This window comes from Flavobacterium urumqiense (assembly GCF_900108015.1).
Lineage (GTDB): Bacteria > Bacteroidota > Bacteroidia > Flavobacteriales > Flavobacteriaceae > Flavobacterium > Flavobacterium urumqiense.
In genome coordinates this window covers 1-19,942 of sequence record NZ_FNVP01000013.1, presented here as the reverse complement: position 1 = coordinate 19,942, position 19,942 = coordinate 1, and the positions used below count along the sequence as shown (strand labels likewise).

General features: G+C 31.4%; 14 protein-coding genes and 1 pseudogene. 11 read left to right on the top strand and 4 right to left on the bottom strand.

Annotated elements, in window-relative coordinates:
- The first annotated feature begins 124 nt into the window (after positions 1 to 124).
- A complete protein-coding gene (locus C4S35_RS13470; protein ID WP_104000672.1) occupies positions 125 to 1,171 on the top strand; it encodes a glycosyltransferase family 9 protein in 1,047 nt (348 codons plus the stop codon).
- Between the two features lie 71 nt (positions 1,172 to 1,242).
- Here C4S35_RS13470 and C4S35_RS13465 read toward each other — a convergent pair whose 3' ends face one another.
- The 4 genes from C4S35_RS13465 to C4S35_RS13440 all read right to left on the bottom strand — a co-directional run bounded on the left by C4S35_RS13465 (position 1,243) and on the right by C4S35_RS13440 (position 6,785).
- Positions 1,243 to 1,989, bottom strand: coding sequence for an NUDIX domain-containing protein (locus C4S35_RS13465; RefSeq protein WP_104000671.1), 747 nt, complete (start codon positions 1,987 to 1,989; stop codon positions 1,243 to 1,245).
- A gap of 895 nt (positions 1,990 to 2,884) precedes the next feature.
- On the bottom strand, positions 2,885 to 4,825 hold the full coding sequence (locus tag C4S35_RS13450) for a KUP/HAK/KT family potassium transporter (RefSeq protein ID WP_104000668.1): 1,941 nt from the start codon (positions 4,823 to 4,825) through the stop codon (positions 2,885 to 2,887).
- A gap of 144 nt (positions 4,826 to 4,969) precedes the next feature.
- On the bottom strand, positions 4,970 to 5,656 hold the full coding sequence (locus C4S35_RS13445; RefSeq protein WP_104000667.1) for a response regulator: 687 nt from the start codon (positions 5,654 to 5,656) through the stop codon (positions 4,970 to 4,972).
- Positions 5,649 to 6,785, bottom strand: a complete 1,137-nt coding sequence (locus C4S35_RS13440) for a sensor histidine kinase (protein WP_244175286.1) — start codon at positions 6,783 to 6,785, stop codon at positions 5,649 to 5,651. Before C4S35_RS13440 ends, C4S35_RS13445 begins: the two co-directional genes overlap by 8 nt.
- 178 nt (positions 6,786 to 6,963) lie before the next feature.
- On the opposite strand from C4S35_RS13440, the gene panB reads away from it, so the two are divergent.
- From panB to C4S35_RS15850, 10 genes and pseudogenes are all read left to right on the top strand, one after another.
- Positions 6,964 to 7,782 carry a 3-methyl-2-oxobutanoate hydroxymethyltransferase gene (gene panB / locus C4S35_RS13435; RefSeq protein WP_104000666.1) on the top strand — a complete coding sequence of 273 codons (819 nt, stop codon included), beginning with the start codon at positions 6,964 to 6,966 and terminating at the stop codon, positions 7,780 to 7,782.
- A 70-nt stretch (positions 7,783 to 7,852) separates the two neighbouring features.
- Positions 7,853 to 8,548 (top strand): RluA family pseudouridine synthase, encoded by a 696-nt coding sequence (locus C4S35_RS13430; protein WP_104000665.1) that lies wholly within the window; start codon positions 7,853 to 7,855, stop codon positions 8,546 to 8,548.
- Positions 8,549 to 8,622: 74 nt separating this feature from the next.
- On the top strand, positions 8,623 to 9,951 hold the full coding sequence (locus tag C4S35_RS13425; protein ID WP_104000664.1) for an aldehyde dehydrogenase: 1,329 nt from the start codon (positions 8,623 to 8,625) through the stop codon (positions 9,949 to 9,951).
- A complete protein-coding gene (locus C4S35_RS13420; protein ID WP_104000663.1) occupies positions 9,942 to 10,679 on the top strand; it encodes a nitroreductase family protein in 738 nt (245 codons plus the stop codon). The genes C4S35_RS13425 and C4S35_RS13420 overlap by 10 nt, the downstream gene beginning before the upstream one ends.
- 35 nt (positions 10,680 to 10,714) lie before the next feature.
- The gene (locus C4S35_RS13415; protein WP_244175285.1) at positions 10,715 to 11,485 is read left to right on the top strand and encodes a DUF2189 domain-containing protein; all 771 of its coding nucleotides are present in this window, start codon (positions 10,715 to 10,717) and stop codon (positions 11,483 to 11,485) included.
- A gap of 657 nt (positions 11,486 to 12,142) precedes the next feature.
- Positions 12,143 to 15,679: a PAS domain S-box protein gene (locus C4S35_RS13410; RefSeq protein ID WP_244175284.1), complete on the top strand. Its 3,537-nt coding sequence runs from the start codon at positions 12,143 to 12,145 to the stop codon at positions 15,677 to 15,679.
- A gap of 100 nt (positions 15,680 to 15,779) precedes the next feature.
- A complete protein-coding gene (gene ypfJ / locus C4S35_RS13405) occupies positions 15,780 to 16,640 on the top strand; it encodes a KPN_02809 family neutral zinc metallopeptidase (RefSeq protein ID WP_104000661.1) in 861 nt (286 codons plus the stop codon).
- A gap of 250 nt (positions 16,641 to 16,890) precedes the next feature.
- A complete protein-coding gene (locus C4S35_RS13400) occupies positions 16,891 to 18,180 on the top strand; it encodes a DEAD/DEAH box helicase (RefSeq protein WP_104000660.1) in 1,290 nt (429 codons plus the stop codon).
- A 279-nt stretch (positions 18,181 to 18,459) separates the two neighbouring features.
- Entirely contained in the window at positions 18,460 to 19,422 is a 963-nt protein-coding gene (locus C4S35_RS13395) for a hypothetical protein (RefSeq protein WP_104000659.1), read from the top strand.
- Between the two features lie 273 nt (positions 19,423 to 19,695).
- Positions 19,696 to 19,942, top strand: a pseudogene (locus C4S35_RS15850) (hypothetical protein); the annotation flags it as partial.

The window sequence follows — 19,942 nt, the reverse complement described above, 5'->3', positions numbered from 1 at the left end:
TAAAAAAATCGTTTCTTTGAACAATATTACAAATGCTAGAATGTAAAAATAAAATTGAGTACCTCATTTGTGTAAATTATAATTTCTGTTAAAGTTCCCAGATCAAAAAAATATTTTAAAAAGTATGAATATAAAAAGAGACATCAATGCATTAAGAAGAACATTAATGCGCAGTTTAACTAAAAACATTGGAACTTCCCATTTTGACCCAAATACAGATTTCACTAAAGTAATCATTAAAAAAATTTTAATTTGCAGGCCAAATCCCAGATTAGGAAATCAATTATTAATCACTCCACTTGTTCAGGAAGTCATTGCCACTTTTCCGGAATGTGAAATTGATTTATTTGTAAATGGTGGTTTAGCGCCAATTGTATTTAAAAATTATAAAAATGTTACGCGTATAATTCAACTGCCACGAAAACCATTTAAAGAGTTAATCAAATACTTTAAAGGATGGATGGCTCTTAAAAAACATAGTTATGATATTGTGATTAATGTGGTTGAAAGTTCCTCATCAGGGAGATTGTCAGCGCAGTTTGCCAATTCAAAATATACGTTTTTTGGAGATGATATTGATGAACTTCAACTTAAATATGAAGATTACAAACACATCGCTAAACAGCCAGTCTACAACTTTAGATATTATCTAACCAAACTGGGATTAAAGGAAAATGACAAACCAATTCCTTTTTTAAATCTAATGCTAAGTCCTTCTGAAATTGCTGAAGGGCAAAAAGTACTGCAAGACATTGTAAAAAATGACAAAAAAACAATTTGCATTTTTACTTTTGCAACGGGTGAAAAATGTTATTCAGAGTCTTGGTGGGAAGCATTTTACCAAAGATTAAAAACAGAGTATCCAAATTACAATATAATTGAAGTTTTACCTGTTGAAAATGTTTCACAAATAGGATTTAAAGCGCCGACATTTTACAGTAAAGATATTCGTGAAATGGGATCGCTAATTACCAATACAGAAGTTTTTATTGGTGCCGATAGTGGAATTATGCATTTAGCCAGCGCATCACCAGCTCCTACTGTTGGTTTATTTTCAGTTACGAATATAAAGATGTATGCTCCTTATAATAAGGATAGTGTTGCGATAGATACTAATACTAACAGTATTGATGATTGGATTAAAATATTGGATCAAATTCTAAAAAAATAGTTGAAAAACATAAAGGCGAAAAATCCTTTAACCAAAAAAAGAAGCTAAACAGCTTCTTTTTTTGGTTTTTATTACCAACCGTTATTTAATCCTTCTTTTAGTGCTTTTTCATATTTTTCCACATCAAATTGGTAGAGGTCCGGAGCTTTATGTGCACCACCTTTTCTGCTTTCGTCCAATTTAATAAGAATATCATACCGCAACATTTTTCTGTAAAAATTACCACGATTTAATTTCTTCGCTAAAATAATTTCATATAATTTTTGAAGTTCGGGCATAGTAAATTTTTCTGGAAGTAAATTATACCCAATCGGTTTGTCATTCAATTGTTTTCGAAGAGTAATTAGCGCGATATCAAAAATACTTCTGTGATCCATCATAAAATCAGGCAATTCATCAATTGCTTTCCATTCGCAAGCATCAGAAATATCGTCCATAACAAGATTTACTTGATGAAAATCGACTAGCGCATAAAACCCAACAGAAAGAAATCGTTGTTTATTCCATAATGTATCTGGAAATTCATCAAAAACACCATCATTTCGATTCAAATTACTAAAAACTTTGAATTCCTCTAAATAGATATTTTCAGCCCCTGTTCTGGTAAATAAAATTCTATTGGCCGCCTCTTTAAGATTTTCTGTTTTTAAAACATAACCTCCTGGAATTGCCCAAATATCTTTATCTTTTAGTCTGGTTACCAATACTTTTAAGGTAGTGTCATGAAACCCAAAAACGACACAATCCACTGATAAATTTGGAATGTATACTTCCCAAGCTTCTGCTGATTTTTCCTCTATTATTTTATTAAATTCCATTGTTTTATATTGATTGCAAAAATACAAAATTGATTATAATTTTTGCTTTAAAAACTGATAATCAAAAAATAAACGCTCTTTTTTTGCAAATATTAAAAAAATATTTTACATCGCTTTATAATGAAGAAATAAAAAGTTGTTTACCAAATAAAGAACAACTAAATTTCAAATATAGCAAAGACGTCGCTATTTTCAATATTAGTCCTTTCTGGAATTTCTTGGGCAAAAACCTTAGAAATAAAAGAGACCACACCCAATCAAATAATCACCCGTAACGGATTTACCTTTTATGATTTAATTGGTTTTGTACGTATGATGTATCCCTTTTTGTGCAGGATTGTTAATTTTCGTATGGAAAATTTATTTCACTTAAAAAACGCATTTTTTTGTTGTAGTTTGCTTGTGATATTGATCTTAGCTAGGCCCAAAATTGGTGCAGACGAACATTTACATATGAATGGTGTTTATTATTCAGCAGTTGTAATTTTATTTTTCACACTAATTATTTTATTGACGCCAAGCGGAGAGATTAAAAGTAAATTTTCTTCACGTGTTTGTAAATTTTTTGGTTATATCTCATATCCGATAAGCATTACTCATTATGTAATACTATATATACCATGGGTAGCAGATAATAAAACATCATTTAGTAAAGCATTTCAGATGAGTTTATTAGTTTTATTATCGTGTGTTGCGCTTGCTTACATTTGCTTGAAATTATAAGCCGCACTTGAAAGAGAATGGATAAAAAAACATCTTAGATAAAGTGGGAACTTTCTTTTAAAATTATCGTGTTTAAAAATATAAAAAATGGACTTGAAATAAATCAAGTCCATTTTTTTATTTGAAAACTACTGATTTTATGCTTATTATAAACTAAATCTGAAATCAGTTTTTAAATCTTTTTTCTTTCTAATTCTAATTTTATAATAGGTTGGTATACGAAAGCTACCTCTTCAATTTCAACATCGCTTTTATCCAATCCAAATGCTTTAGTGTCAGAAAGTGACCAGTTTTTAAGCATATAATAGGAATTCAACAGAAAAGCATCTTCAACAGTAAATTCATTTTCGACTGAAAGGAATTTCTCCAAAATAATGAATTTAAAATCAGGTTCAGCGTTGTATTTTGTGGAACCATCTGGGCGAATATGCAAATTTAACTCCTTCTTTTGGACCAAATTTTGAACAATTTTTTTAAAATATAATTCAACTTTGGGTTGGATTCGGAAACCAATATTCAGCACAATTTTAATCACCTTATCATCTAATAATTCAATTACTTCATAATTTAGAGTAAAAGGATCATTGGTTCTGTTGATATGAAAAAACCAATACACATCAGCTCTTTTTGGTTTTTTGGAAAAAATGGATTTTAATATTTTTTCCTCAATTTCATAATTTCTATCCGCTTTGGACAGATAAATTAAATGAGTGGAGTACTTTGGAATACTGATGTCGTTACTTAAATCCTGAAGTTGTTGGGTGTGTTCAGATAAATTAGTGAATTTTATAAATTTATTATTAATTTTTCTTGCGTAAAACCAAACATACATCGTCATGAAAATGAATAGTTCGAAGAACAAGAACATCCAACGCTCTTTTATTTTTACAATGTTGGCAATAAAAAAGGCAATTTCAATAATACCAAAAACGGTAATAATTAAGGTTATCAAAACCTTGTTCATTTTTTTTATATAAAGCAAGTAATAATTTAAAAGCACAGTGGTCATTAGCATTGCAATGGTAATCGAAAAACCATAGGCCGCTTCCATGTTTGACGAGTTTTTAAAATATAAAATCATTAAAACACAGCCCGCCCAAAGAATTGTATTTACCGAAGGAATATAAATTTGTCCCTTCAAATTAGTTGGATTTCGCATAGACACCCTTGGCCAAAAGTTAAGAGACATTGCTTCATTTATTAAAGTATAAGACCCGCTTATTAAAGCTTGAGAAGCAATAATTGCAGCAAACGTGGCAATGATTACTCCCGAAAAAAGAAACCATTGTGGCATAATGGTGTAAAAAGGATTTCTTCCTTCAAGAAATCTATTTCCTTGCGTCATTAGCCAAGATGCTTGGCCTAAATAATTCACAACTAATGCGATTTTGACAAAAATCCATGTAATTCTGATATTCTTTTTTCCGCAATGTCCTAAATCCGAATACAATGCCTCGGCCCCGGTTGTACATAAAAACACCGCTCCCAGCAGCCAGAATCCATGAGGATATTCAACTAATAGTTCGTAGGCATACATTGGGTTTAATGCGCTCAAAATACCGGGATGATCTAATATTTGTACAAATCCTAAAACAAAAAGCATCGAAAACCAAACTACCATAGCAGGTCCAAAGAAGAAACCTACTTTCTGGGTTCCGAATCGTTGAAAAAAGAACAATCCCGATAAAATTACAATCACAATGGGAAGAGTTGAAATACCAGGAACTACATCTCCTAATCCTTCAACAGCAGAAGCCACGGAAATGGGAGGAGTAATAATTCCATCGGCCAAAAGTGTCGTTGCTCCAAGAATGGTAGGAATTACCAATTTTCCTTTACCAAACCGTTTGACCAATGCGTAAAGTGAAAAAACACCTCCTTCTCCATGATTGTCTGCCGAAAGTGTTAATAAAATATATTTGAATGTAGTTTGAAATGTAAGCGTCCAGAAGATGCAGGAAATACCGCCATAAACAAGCAATTTAGATATTTCTCTTTTCCCAATAATGGCTTTCATCACGTACAAGGGACTGGTTCCTATGTCACCATAAATAATTCCTAATGCCACTAAAAGCGATGCGGCACTTACTTTTTGGATAGTTGATTTATTCATTTTAATTTAAATTTTTAAGATTGTAAAGCGTAATAATTAGACAATAGAAAACTTGAATCGTAATGTTTAGAACATACAATGCGTTGTTTATTTTTGCCTTTTTGGGGTTATTGCTTAAAGTTTAATACTCAAAGCATTCTGATTTTAGCTGGTGTTGAAGCGATAACCAACTCCGGATTCTGTGATTATAAATTTAGGATGGTTCGGGTCTTCTTCAATTTTTTTACGAAGTTGTGCCACAAATACACGTAAATATTGTGTTTGATCGGAATAGCTGTTTCCCCAAACTTGTTTTAATAAATACTGATGTGTGAGCACTCTGCCTTGGTTTTTAACCAAAATAGAAAGCAAGTTATATTCCGTAGTTGTTAATTTTAGGATTTCGTTTTTCAACTTGACAATTCTCGAAGTAAAATCAATAGAAATTTCTCCGAACTCGATTACTGGTTCATTTTCACTTTGGTTTAAATTCCTTAAAGCGGTACGAATTCTAGCCAATAATTCTTGGGTTCTGAATGGTTTTGCCAAATAATCATTGGCACCATTATCAAGTGCTTTTACAATTTCTTCTTCAGTATTTTTTACGGTTAAAATGATAACAGGCTTTTTATACCATTCTCTTAATCTTTTTAAAACTACTTGTCCATCTTCATCAGGTAAACCTAAATCCAATATGATTAAGTCCGGCTGATAATTTGCTGCAAGCGATATACCTTCCTTTCCATTTACAGCGAAAATAGTTTTATACCCGTTTGAATCTAAAGCGATTTCGAGTAATTTCCTGATCTGAATTTCATCGTCTATGATTAATATTTCGGCTGAGTTATTCATTTGAAATGGCTGCTGTATTCATTACTAATGTTGGGAAATCGATTTTAAAAATGGCACCACCTTCCTCTTTATTTTCCAAGGTGATTTTTCCGTTTTGGGCTTCGACAAAACCTTTTACAATGGATAAACCTAATCCAGTTCCTCCCGTTTTTGAATTTTGCAATCTGTAAAATTTATCAAAGACTTTATTTATTTCTGTTTCAGGAAAACCGTTTCCATCATCGGAAATAGTAATTACGCATGGCATCAGTGTATCTGGATTATATTCAAAATCAATATTAGGGTTATAGTCCACTTTGATTTCAATTTTAGCTCCTTTTGGGGTGTATTGTGATGCATTAAAAACCAAATTGTAAATAATTTGTTCCGTTAAGCCATAATCCAACTTGAAAAGCGGTAAATTTTCATCAGCATGAACGACAATTTTATGAAAATGTAAATCCTCTTTTAAGCTATCCAAAACATTATAAACCAATTCTTTTAAATCACACCAATCTATTTTTGGCTGTATTACACCAGATTCTAACCTGGACATATTCAATAAATTCTCGACTTGATGGTTTAGTCGTAAAGATGCTTTTTCAATTTCTAAATATAATTTTTGCTTATTTTCCTCAGAAATAGTTATAGTTTTACTTTGTATTGTATCTATTGAACCCATAATGGTAGAAATTGGAGTACGTAATTCATGTGATAATGAATCCAGTAAAGCATTATATAGTTTCATTGTGTTCACCTTGACTTCTTTTACTTGCAAAATTTTTTCGGCTTTTCTAATTTTATGAGTTAAAACTCCATTAATCAATGCAATTATGAAAAACAAAATCAATAATAAAGAATCTTCGGCATTGCTAATATGAAAAGTATAATACGGTTTCAGGAAGAAGAAATTCATGATTAAAGCACTTAAAACAGCGCTTAATAATACCGGCAAAATATCTAAAAATGCAGCTAATAAAGAAACGACAACCAGCAATAAATATCCTACGATTATATGATCTAAATAGTCTCTGGTAAGCAAACATAATGAAGCTGCTATGCTTACTGACAATACACATATAAGGTATTGGTTTTCACTTTTTATTTGGCTCAAAATACTTTGCACAGGAATACTTTTTATTAACAGCACAAAGTTAAATGATATGTTGTAAGTATTTTATAATATATTAGAACATGTTATAAAGATTTTATAAAGATTTTTTTTTCCTGATTCTTAAAAAATAAGCAATCTAACTCTCTTAATAATTCAATTTCACTACTTTTACGGGCACAAATCGTATTTTTAATACTTAAAATCGTAAACCACAATGTCTGTAGCCAAAAAAGATTACAAAAGAATTACAACAAAGTCATTAATTGAAATGAAAGCCAATGGAGAAAAAATTTCCATGCTGACTGCTTATGATTATACAATGGCTAAAATTGTTGATACTGCTGGAATCGATGTAATACTTGTAGGTGATTCAGCTTCAAATGTTATGGCGGGTCATGAAACAACTTTGCCAATTACTTTAGACCAAATGATATATCATGCTTCCTCAGTAGTGAGAGCTACAGAACGAGCTTTAGTTGTGGTTGATTTACCTTTTGGAAGTTATCAATCTGATCCTAAAGAGGCGTTGCGTTCTGCCATCAGAATCATGAAAGAAAGCGGCGGACATGCCGTAAAACTAGAAGGTGGAAAAGAAATAAAAGATTCTATCAAGAAAATATTAAACGCAGGAATTCCAGTAATGGGACATTTGGGTTTAACCCCACAGTCTATTTATAAATTTGGAACATATACTGTTCGTGCCAAGGAAGAAGAAGAAGCAGAAAAATTGATGGAAGATGCTAAATTATTGGAAAACCTCGGTTGTTTTGCCTTAGTTTTAGAAAAAATTCCTGCACATTTAGCCGAAAAAGTAGCGCAAAGTATTTCGATTCCTGTAATTGGGATTGGTGCTGGTGGTGGGGTTGACGGTCAAGTTCTTGTAATCCACGACATGTTAGGAATGAACAATGAATTTAGCCCTCGCTTCTTAAGAAGATATATGAATTTATACGAAGGAATGACTGCTGCCATTGGTCAATATGTTGCCGATGTGAAATCAAGTGATTTTCCAAATGTGAATGAACAATATTAGTGTTTAGTATTCATTTGCAGTGTTCAGTTCTCGATAGTATCGATAAAATTTTAATTAAAGCCTTTTACACTTGTCTAGTAAAATAATTTCGAACAAAAATAACCTACAAATCCTTCATGAAGACAACCATCTTATAGTGGTTAATAAACGTGTGGGGGATATTGTGCAAGGCGACAAAACAGGGGATCAACCTTTGAGTGAGGTTGTAAAAGAATACATAAAAGATAAATACAACAAACCTGGTGAAGTTTTTCTTGGAGTTGTTCACCGTTTAGACAGACCAACAACCGGAATTGTGGTTTTTGCAAGAACAAGCAAAGCATTAACTCGAATGAATGAGTTATTCAGCACTCGTGAAACGGAAAAAACGTATTGGGCAATTGTGAAAAACAAACCCGAAAAAAGTGAAGACAAATTGATTCATTTCATAAAGAGAAATGAAAAAAACAATACTTCCAAAGCGCATATTAAAGAAGTTCCTGAGAGTAAATTAGCCAGTTTGGATTATAAAATATTCAAAGAATTAAATAACTATTTTGCACTAGAAATTAATCTTCATACCGGAAGACATCATCAAATCAGGGCTCAACTTTCTGCCATTGGTTCGCCGATAAAGGGAGACTTAAAATACGGTTTTGACAGAAGCAATCCTAATGGAGGAATACACTTACATGCGCGAAAATTAGTTTTTACCCATCCCGTTACCAAAGAGAATATAATTCTTATTGCTCCTATCCCTTCTGATTCAATTTGGGATGCATTATGATTTTTTTTGTAAGAATGATCATTATGTAAATTATAAAAATTAACTTGCATAGCACTAAATAAATTTTCTATCCGATGAATTACAAAACGAACATAGCTCATAGAAAAGAAGCCTTAATAAAGTTACTAGATGTCATTATCACTCATGAAAATGAAATTATTGAAGCTTTATATTCTGATTTCAGGAAACCTGCTTTTGAAGCTGTACTCACAGAAACAAATTATGTGATTTCCGACTTAAAAGATACCATAAAAAATTTGAACAAATGGGCAAAACCAAAAAGGGTCTTCCCATCCATACTTAATTTTCCCTCCACGGATTATATCTATAAAGAACCCTATGGTAAAATATTGATAATAGCTCCTTGGAACTACCCTTTTCAATTAGCACTTTGTCCCTTAATTTCAGCTGTAGCTGCAGGAAATCAAGTGGTACTAAAACCCTCTGAACTTACTCCAAAAACATCAGAAATAATCACAAAAATAATAACGAAAACATTTCTGGTTAATCATGTTGAAGTTATGGAAGGTGGTGTTGAAGTTTCTCAAAAACTGCTGTCACAACGCTGGGACTACATCTTTTTTACGGGAAGTGTTCCTGTGGGAAAAATTGTTGCAAAAGCAGCAGCCGAAAATCTAACGCCCGTAACATTAGAACTTGGAGGTAAAAACCCTTGTATAATTGACAATACTGCCAATTTAAAATTGGCTGCAAAAAGAATTGTTTGGGGTAAATTTATAAATGCAGGTCAAACCTGTATTGCACCAGATTATATCTTAATTCAAAAAGACATGAAAAATCATTTCATGGAATTCATGAAATTGGAAATCATCAAAGCCTATGGAGAAAATCCAAAATTATCCCCAGATTATGCCCGAATTATAAATGAAAAAAACTGGCTTCGATTAGCGAATATGATTGAGGAAAAGAAAGTGTTTTTTGGCGGTCATACTAACATTGAAGAGTGCTACATCGCTCCTACACTTGTTGATGAAACTGGTGTGGATAGTTTGATTATGCAGGACGAGATTTTTGGCCCTTTACTTCCTATTCTCTCCTATGAAAATGATGCCGAAATAAACACTATAATCTCTAAATACGAAAAACCATTATCGTTATATGTATTTACAGAAGACAAAAAATTTGCACAAAAAATAATTAAAAAGTATTCTTTCGGAGGAGGCTGCATTAATGATACCGTTGTACATTTTTCTAATAAAAGACTGCCTTTTGGTGGAGTTGGTCACAGCGGAATTGGTGCTTATCATGGTCGTTTAAGTTTTGATACTTTCTCACATAAAAAAGCAATTGTAAAAAAAGCAAATTGGTTAGATTTACCGATGCGATATGCACCTTATAAAGACAAGTTAAAATCCATTCAAAAATTATTAAAATGGCTGTAACCAATGAAAAATCGGTAAGTGAAGCTATAAAATATAGGCGATCCGTTCGGGTTTTTAAAAAAGAACCTATTGATGAGCAAAAAGTAAAAGATTGCATCCATTTAGCCACACTTGCGGCAACAAGCAGCAATATGCAACTTTGGGAATTTTATCATATCGTATCTCCTGATAGTATTAAAGAAATAGCAGCAGCCAGTTTTGACCAAAATGGGGCTAAAACTGCTCAACAACTAGTGATTGTTGTCGCTAGAAAAGATTTATGGAGAAAAAGAATGCACGCTAATATCTCTTTTTTGAAATCCCAATTTGGCAACAAACCGGAAGCTGAATATTCTAAGAGGGAAAAATTTGCAATGAACTATTATAAAAAAATCATCCCTACAATTTACATTGATTTCTTTGGGATATTTGGAATGATAAAATTTATTGCTTTTCAAATTATTGGATTATTTCAACCTATTTATAGACAGGCAAGACAAAGCGATATGCGAATTGTGGCACATAAAAGTGCCGGACTTGCTGCGCAAAATTTCATGATCAGCATGGCAGCCATAAATTACGATACATGCCCAATGGAAGGTTTTGATTCTGTCAGAATTAAAAAAATACTTCATTTACCCTCTTCTGGTGAAATTAATATGATCATTGGATGCGGACTTAGAGACGAGCAAGGAATATATGGAGAACGCTTCAGAATTCCATTTGAAGAAGTGTATCACAAAATATAAAAACCGTAAATTAACCAAATAAAACCTTAAATTAAATGCTGAAAACTACAAAAGAGAAAATAGAAGAAATAAAAACCAATGGTTACCAAATAGATTTTGGAAATGTTTTTAATCATGCATTTGAAAATTATAAAAAAATTGCTTTATATGCCGGTCTAATGATTTTTGTATTTGCAATACTTTTAGGATTTCTAGCTGCTGGAATAGTGATTTCTACTTTTGGAGTTTCTGCACTAAATCAAAAAATTTTAGATGATTTAAGAGTCGAAAATTTTACAGGACTGCATTTGGCTATATATTTAATTTTGGGAATATTGTTTAATTGTCTTTTGGTTCCATTCTTAGCAGGATTAATTAAAATGGCTCATAGTGCGGAAAAAGATGAAGAATTTCATGTTTCTACAGTTTTCCAATATTATAAAAATCCTTATTTTCAGGAACTCGTCATTTCGGCATTTATAATTACGATTTTCAGCATTGGTCTATCTGAAATGTTAAAGCTTGTTGGTATCGAAATAATTGGTGCATTACTTAGTGCTGTAATCTCCTTTTTTACATTCCTGACTATTCCGCTAATTATTTTTGGTAATCTAAAAGCTATTGATGCCCTAAAATCAAGTATGATAATCGTTTCAAAACAACCTTTAGTGCTTTTGGGATTAATAATTGTAAGCCGTATCGCTTCATTGGTCGGTTTTATTGGATGCTGTATTGGTTTATTTTTTACAATTCCTTTTATATATTCTATGTATTATGTCATTTACACTTCAATTATAGGAATAGATTCCGAAAATGAGTGGGAATAAATAACCTAAACTTTAAAAGATACTTTTTATAGAAAACGCAATCTGATCTTTTTCAGGTTGTGTTTTTTATTAAAAAAAATTATATATTACTGACCAATTAAGATAAGATCAAAAATCTAGTCTTTCTAACCTAATCTAAATATTCCTATGGTATTATGCTATAGCTCATTATTTTCAACTAAGAGTAATCTGTTTTTTCTTAATTGGTTTTATAATTTTATAACAACAAATAATTTTTCGCTAATTAAAATACTGATTAACAGCACTCTTAATTTTTGGGCTATAATCCTTATTCTAGTTATATTATTTTCGTTATTGATTTACAGCTTTACAAAAATTAGAAAAATTTTATATAGTAAGTCCTTAGAAAAAAATTATAAAGAAAATTTAAGGAATAAAGAGTATCAGATCTATCTTTTATTTTTAGGAATAGTACTACCCATATTAGAAATTAATTTAGAAATTTTTAGGGTAAGACCTAAAAGCTTACTTGCTACTAATGTAGGAATTGGCATCGCATTGCTACTTATTTATGTTGCTAGTTTAAAGTCAGGTTTTATATTTAGAAATATTAAAAATATTTTTATAACTGTATATCTTCTCTATTTTGCTTTAATTTGTAGAAATCTAATTCTAACACACGCTGATCTTATTCCGATGGTAGCGTTTGTGGTTACTTTTTTCTTTTCTTACAGCATTCTTAAACCAGTTAAACTGTATTGGTATTATGTTGGTTTTGTACTAATTTACCTTTTTAGCGTTCTGACATTATCGCTTGTACCATTGAAAACTTTAATCATATTATTTAATTACACTTTATTAACTTTTATATTAAATTACATCCGATATATATCCTCGTTGAATATAAAAGATAAATTTCGTTTTAATGATCAAATTATAAATAAAGGAAATTCATTAATACTTGCAACAAATAAAAAGGGAGAGATTGTATTTTGCAGTGAAACTGTTACTTCAATTTTAGGTTACTCTGTAAGCGAGGTTATGGGGTCAGGCTATTGGAAACATATTCAAAACTCGAGATTTACTGATGAAAATTATCATTTAAATTTTAACGAAGATCAATTATTTATCAGAAAGATAAAATGTAAAAATGGTGAATTCAAATACATTCAATGGAAAGACAAAAAGTTTTCTGATGATTTAATAATAGGAATTGGACAAGATGTAACTAACGAAATTAATATTCAGAATCAATATAAAAACTTAATACAATCAGCGACGGACATGATCTATGAAGTAGATAAAGATGGGAATTTTACCTTCGTAAATGATTTTACCATTAAAATTTTAGGGTATGAAGAGAACGAAATTCTAAACCATAATTATTCTGAATTTATACGAGAAGATTATGTCAAAGAAATAATGCGCTTTTATCAAAACTTAGAAGATAACGAAAATGATTTTCCTACAATTGAAATTCCGTTGGTAAAGAAATTTGGGGAAATATTATGGATTTCTCAAAAAGTTATTATTCGAAAAAATGACTCCAACAAAATATTAGGCTACTCCGGTATCGCTAGAGATACTACTGCATTTAAAAATATTGAGGCTAAAAATAAAATACTTCAAGAAAAAAATGAACAATACAACAAAACAATCAAAAAATTATCTACAACTAATTTTAGTAATCATGAAAATTTTGAAACTAGTTTAAAATTGATAATCGAAGCTGCAGCAAAAGCTTCAAAATGCAATAGGGTCAGCTATTGGAAATACACAGAAGATAAAATTATCTGTGAAATTTTATACCATTTGGACACTGACAAATACAGTGTTGGAAATATATTGGACAAAGAAAAATTTCCAATTTATTTTGAATCAATAAAAGCAAAAAAACAAATTAGCGCACCTGATGTTTTTAATAAATCTGAAGTATCGGAATTTACAAAATCCTATTTTTTAAAAAACGACATCAAATCGCTTCTTGAGATTCCTATTCTAACCAATGGAGAATTAGTGGGTACGCTAAGTTTTGAAACTACAAAAAACCAAAGAAACTGGGATAACGAAGACATTAATTTCGCCAAAACTATATCGGATATAATTTCATTAGCGATTATATCAAATATGAGATTTACAGCGGAGAAAAAATTGGAATACAAAAGCGAGCTATTATCTGCCATGACAGTTTGCACTGAAAAATTCCTAAACAGTAACGATATCAACGATATTTTCTCGGATGTTCTTGTTATAATGGGAAAAGCGACTAAATCTCACCGGGCTTATTATTATGAAAGTGATTCAGATGCAAAATCCATCAGCCAAAAATACAGGTGGATTATTAATAATAACAGATTAACCGAGAATAATACAAAATTACAAAATTTGCCTTACGCCTATTTTGAAGAATTATTAACTCCTTTGTTGAACAATAAAATTTATGAAGCAACAATTCCAAAAATTGAAAATGAATCCTTAAAAAACAAATTATTGGCGGTAGATGTGACTTCCTTGATTCTTTTTCCCATTTTTGTAAAAAACAAATTTCATGGCTTTTTAGGCTTTGATGACACCTATAATGAAAGAAAATGGAATGAAGATGAAGTCAATATTTTGCAAACTTTATCAAGAAATATTGCTTCCTCAATAGAACGAATTACAAATGAAATAGCGATTTATGAAAGTGAAGAAAAATTTCGATTGCTTGCTAATAATATCCCCGGAACCGTTTATTTATCAAAATATGATAAAAATGCTACTAAAATTTATATCAACGATCAAATTGAAAAACTAACGGGTTATCCAAAATCAGATTTCCTTAATAATAAACTTTCATTTATCGATTTAATTCATCCGGAAGACAAAAAGCGAACCGTCCTTGAACAGCAAAACGCCATAGAAAACGGAAAACAGATACATCTAACCTACCGAATTATAAACAAAAACAATACTGTTGTTTGGGTGGAAGAATTTGGGGATGTGATATACAAAGATGGAAAAATCACTTTTATTGAAGGGATTTTTATTGATATTACGGAGACGAAACAGACAGAATCTTTTATTAAAGCAAAGGAATTAGCGGAAGCTTCCAATAAAGCAAAATCAGAATTTCTTGCCAATATGAGTCACGAAATCAGAACTCCATTAAATGGAATAATTGGTTTTACTGATTTGTTAATGAATACAAATCTTGGTAAAACCCAAGAAAAATACATGACTACGATAAATCAGTCTGCTAAATCATTATTAGATATTATAAATGACATTCTTGATTTTTCTAAAATAGAAGCTGGAAAATTAGAGCTGTATTTGGAAAAAAATGATGTCCAGGAAATTTTGAGCCAAATTATTGATTTGATATTATATGAATCAAATCAAAAGAATTTGACGTTAGAACTAAATATTGCGTCAGACGTTCCTAAATATTTTTGGACAGACAGCGTACGTTTAAAACAAATTTTACTAAATCTTTTATCAAATGCAGTGAAATTTACTGAAAAAGGTTCCATAAAATTAAATGTTTCAGTTGCTGAAAAAACAAATGATTCCAGAGCTAAAATACTTTTTTCTGTTATTGATACTGGTGTTGGAATACAAGAGGAGAACAAAAGGAAAATTTTTAAAGCCTTTTCTCAGGAAGATAACTCAACTACAAGAAAATTTGGAGGAACTGGATTAGGTCTCACCATTTCGAACCAATTATTAGGTTTGATGAATAGTCACTTACAATTAGAAAGCACAGTTCAATTTGGTAGCGCCTTTTATTTTTATTTAGATTTAGAAATCAGTAACGTGGAGTCAGATGAGGTTAAGGAAATTATTATTCCAGATATCTATAAAGAGATAGCATTTAAAAATTATCAAAAAATAAATATAATGCTTGTTGAGGATAATAAAGTTAACATGTTATTACTTAAAACTATCATTAAAAACTTATTTATAAATGTGACAATTTTTGAAATTCCAAATGGAAAAGTGGCCGTTGATCAATTTGAAACTTTAAACCCGGATCTTATTTTTATGGATATTCAAATGCCAATTTTGAATGGATATGAAGCTGCGAAAAAAATACGAAATCTAAAATCTGGTCAAAATGTACCTATAATTGCAATAACTGCGGGCACAGAAAAAGAGGAAAAAGACAAATGTATAGCGGCTGGAATGAATGATTATATTGCAAAACCTATAATAAAAGGAATTATTGAAGAGTCCATTTTGAAATGGATTAAATAACTTATGAAGATTATTTATTGCGAAAATTGAATCCAATTACAAAAAAACAATCTAAATTAGTACTGATTTTAAAAATACAAATGACTTAATACATTATGTTATGAAATGGAGTGGCAGGCGTTCAAGTGAAAATTTCGAAGACCGAAGAGGAATGTCCTCTAGTGGAAAAACAATTGTTGGAGGAGGAATTATTGGGATTATTATATTGTTATTGAATGTATTTGGAGGAGAAAATGCCCAAATGCTTTCTCCAATATTAGAACAAATGAACCAAGGAAATGGTACTCCTACTGAACAACGAGCTTTGACAGCAACAGAAATTGAGGAAGGCAAGTTTATAGAAGCTATATTAGTAGATACTGAGGATGTCTGGTCAAAGATTTTTCAGGAAAACAATATGCAATATAAAAGACCAAATTTAGTATTGTTTACGGATGCTGTAGAAACTGCTTGTGGCAATGCTACATCGGCTTCGGGACCTTTTTATTGCCCCAGCGATCAAAAAGTATATATGGACTTGGCATTTTTTGAGGAACTGAAAACGAGATTTGGTGCTCAAGGGGGTGATTTTGCTACCGCTTATGTAATTGCCCACGAGATTGGACATCATGTACAAACCTTATTAGGAACTTCTAATAAAATGAGACAGATGCAAGAAGGAAAAAGTGAAGCCGAAGCCAATAAATTATCCGTAGCTTTAGAATTACAAGCTGATTTTTATGCTGGTGTATGGACGCATTACAATCAAAAAATGAACAATTTCTTGGAAGAAGGCGATATTGATGAAGCGCTAAGTGCAGCACATGCAGTAGGTGATGATGCTATTCAAGCTAAAATTCAAGGACATATTGTTCCGGAATCGTTTACACATGGAACTTCCGCACAACGTAAAGCTTGGTTTATGAAAGGGTATAAAACAGGAGATATTAAACAAGGAAATACTTTTGATGAAATAAGATAAATCAGAATTTAATCAGAACTCAAAAATCGGGATATATTCCCGATTTTTTTTTGTTTGTATATTTTTGTGATTCTTACAGCATATCTACAGTAGTAAATTTTATCTTAGTTTACTGCGGATTAAATTGAAGTACTGTATTTTATTTAAACAAAATCAAGCAATCAAAAGCACTTCGAAAAATTAGCAGTACCTTTGCGCCCACTTAAAAGAAGTAAACTAAATAATTGTGTTCGCTTCATAAACACCATTTATGTCATTTAACTCATTAGGCTTATCTGATGCCTTACTAAAAGCCATCAGCAAAAAAGGATATACTACACCTTCTCCAATACAACAAAAAGCAATTCCACCCATTTTAGAAGGTAAAGATGTATTAGCATCTGCACAAACAGGAACAGGAAAAACGGCAGGTTTTACACTACCTATTTTACAATTATTATCACAAGGTCAACAGTTAAGAAACAGACCTATTCGTGCCCTAATATTAACTCCAACACGAGAATTAGCAGCACAAATATTGGCTAATATAAAAGAATATAGTGTGTTTTTAGACTTAAAAAGCACCGTTATTTTTGGGGGAGTAAACCAAAATCCACAAGTGACACAACTGCGTCAGGGTGTCGATATTTTAGTTGCCACTCCAGGTCGGTTAATAGATTTGCAAAATCAGGGTTTAATATCGCTTGCAAAAGTTGAAATCTTAGTTTTGGATGAAGCTGATCGTATGCTGGACATGGGTTTCGTACGAGACATTGAGCGCATTATAAAAGTATTACCTTCAAAAAGGCAAAACTTGATGTTTTCGGCAACCTTTTCAAAAGACATTAAGAAATTGGCAATGGGCATTTTGCACCATCCCGTTCATGTGGAAGCAACCCCGGAAAACACAACCGTGGATGCTATTATTCAAAAAGTATATCCTGTTGCCAAAGAGAAAAAAACAGAACTAATCATTAAACTTATTACGGAAGGAAACTGGAAACAAATTTTGGTTTTTACCCGAACCAAACAAGGCGCCAATAAACTGACGGAAAGCATGATTAGCGCCGGAATTAAAGCAGCTGCCATTCATGGTAACAAAGGTCAAGGAGCACGAACCAAAGCCTTGGCAGGTTTCAAAGACGGGAGCCTAACCGCTTTAGTCGCTACGGATATTGCAGCACGAGGTTTAGACATCCCGTTATTACCGCATGTGATTAATTTTGAATTGCCTAATATTCCTGAAGATTACGTTCACCGCATTGGTCGTACAGGAAGAGCTGGTGCGAGTGGTGAAGCTATTTCATTATTCAGTCCGGACGAAACGGTTTTTTTACATGATATAGAAAAATTAGTGGGTTTAAATTTGCCTAAAGAAAACATCAAAGGTTTCGAGCCTGATCCTAACGCTTCCAAAGAACCAATTAAACAAGGTCAAGGAAGACAACAACGCGATTCAACTCCGCGAAAACCAAAAACAGATACTACAAACCGAAGCAGCAATAATAGTTTTGGTCCAAGACGTCCAAGTCAAAATAATGACCGACGTTCTAATAGATAATTAATTTTTATTGTTTTTTAGGAGCAGAACGAGTTCGTTTTTTTAGAACGCATTTCCCGCTATACATTACAAACCTAGTAAGAGCTGAACACCAGCTCTTACTAGGTTTTTCATTTCTATCGGGGCTATTGAGAGCGTTTTTGATTTCATAATGTCATTTTGCAAATTCATCCGACAAATCTTAAATAGCCAGATGAATTGTAAGAAAAAAAACAATATATTTGAGATAAAATAATATGACTGTTGTCATGAGTATGTAGCAAATTTTAGAAAAACTTTATGGATATTTTTTTTGTACAAATCACATTTGGAGTTGTTTTATTTTTTTTAATTAATTGGATTGGAAAACATTCCTACTCTATTGGCTACAGGGGAATATCTATCTTTGTAAAAGCCGAAGAAGCTCCAGCTCTAAATTTCTTAATTCGTGTACTAACACCAATTGTATACTTAATAATAATTTCATCTGCTCTTTATTATTTCAATCTTGACAAATATGTAACCAATATATATTTAGTAAATATTTATTATATCATTTTTCGTTTACTTTTCAATCTTGTTACAAGTAGAGGAAAGCTTTTAGATTGGTATCGACAAGCATTATATTGGTCTACAATAATAATAATCTCTTATTTCGTTTATGATAAAATAATAAGAATAAAAGAAAATATTCTTCCTGATTTTACAACAATTGCGAATGAACTTTGGATAATAATTCTAATTTTTATTTTTCAACTAACCAATAACATAAGGTTTTCACAAGATGGAACTGTTAGAAGAAAAGAAAATTATTTAAAATCAAGATATAGACATTTTAATAATCTTTACGGAGAGTTAATCAAAGACATAACTAAAAACGAAGCATTAGAATCTGTTGCTTACTCAATACTGATTTATGAGGATTTTAATCGTCCAAAAGTTATAAGACTAATCGAAAATATTAAACATAGATTTTCTGATAAAAGTCACACTTTAGGTGTTATGCAAGTTAAAAGTGATAAATTAATAAATGACCGAGAAAGTATAATGTTAGGAACAACCAAAATTGTAAATAGTTGCGATAGATACATTAAAGAAAATTCTGTTGATGGAGAAAAAGTTTACGAATGGAACGTAATTAATAGTATCATAGCAGATTATAATGTCGGTTCTGAATATTTATATGAAGTGAACGAGTTAAGCTACGAAATTAGAAAAATATTTTATCCTAACTCAAAAGATAGTTTAGGATTCGTGGAATAAAAACTGCTACAACAGCAAGGGTTTCGTTGGGCTTGCCCCCCGCCAGCGCGAGCGTCCCGCTCGTGAACACTAAGAAAAGTAAATTACTATAAATTTGTAATAGGCACGAGCGGGACGCTCGCGCTCAATGTCATTAAGTTAAGGTTTTATTGTTTTGATTTACAGCTATTTATTGTATTTGCAATTAGGTTTTTTATAGTATATTTCTTATATTTAAGCTGTAATATAACAGTTTAACATATGTCGAAGAGCTCAATCTTAATCATTAAACAATTGAGAGAAGTAATTTTTAGCAAAGAAATAATATTAGATTATAGGATGAAGGAACAAGATTTTACCAGAAATCGTAAGCAGCCTTTTGGTCGGGTATTGCTTTTTATGCTGAATTTATTAAAGAAAAGTATGGTAATTGAAATTGATAATTTTCTACAACATCTCAACTCAAAATTAGATTGTCAGAAAGTTCAAAATTTCACATCTAGTGCCTTTGTTCAAAAGAGAAAAAAAATAAAACCAGAGG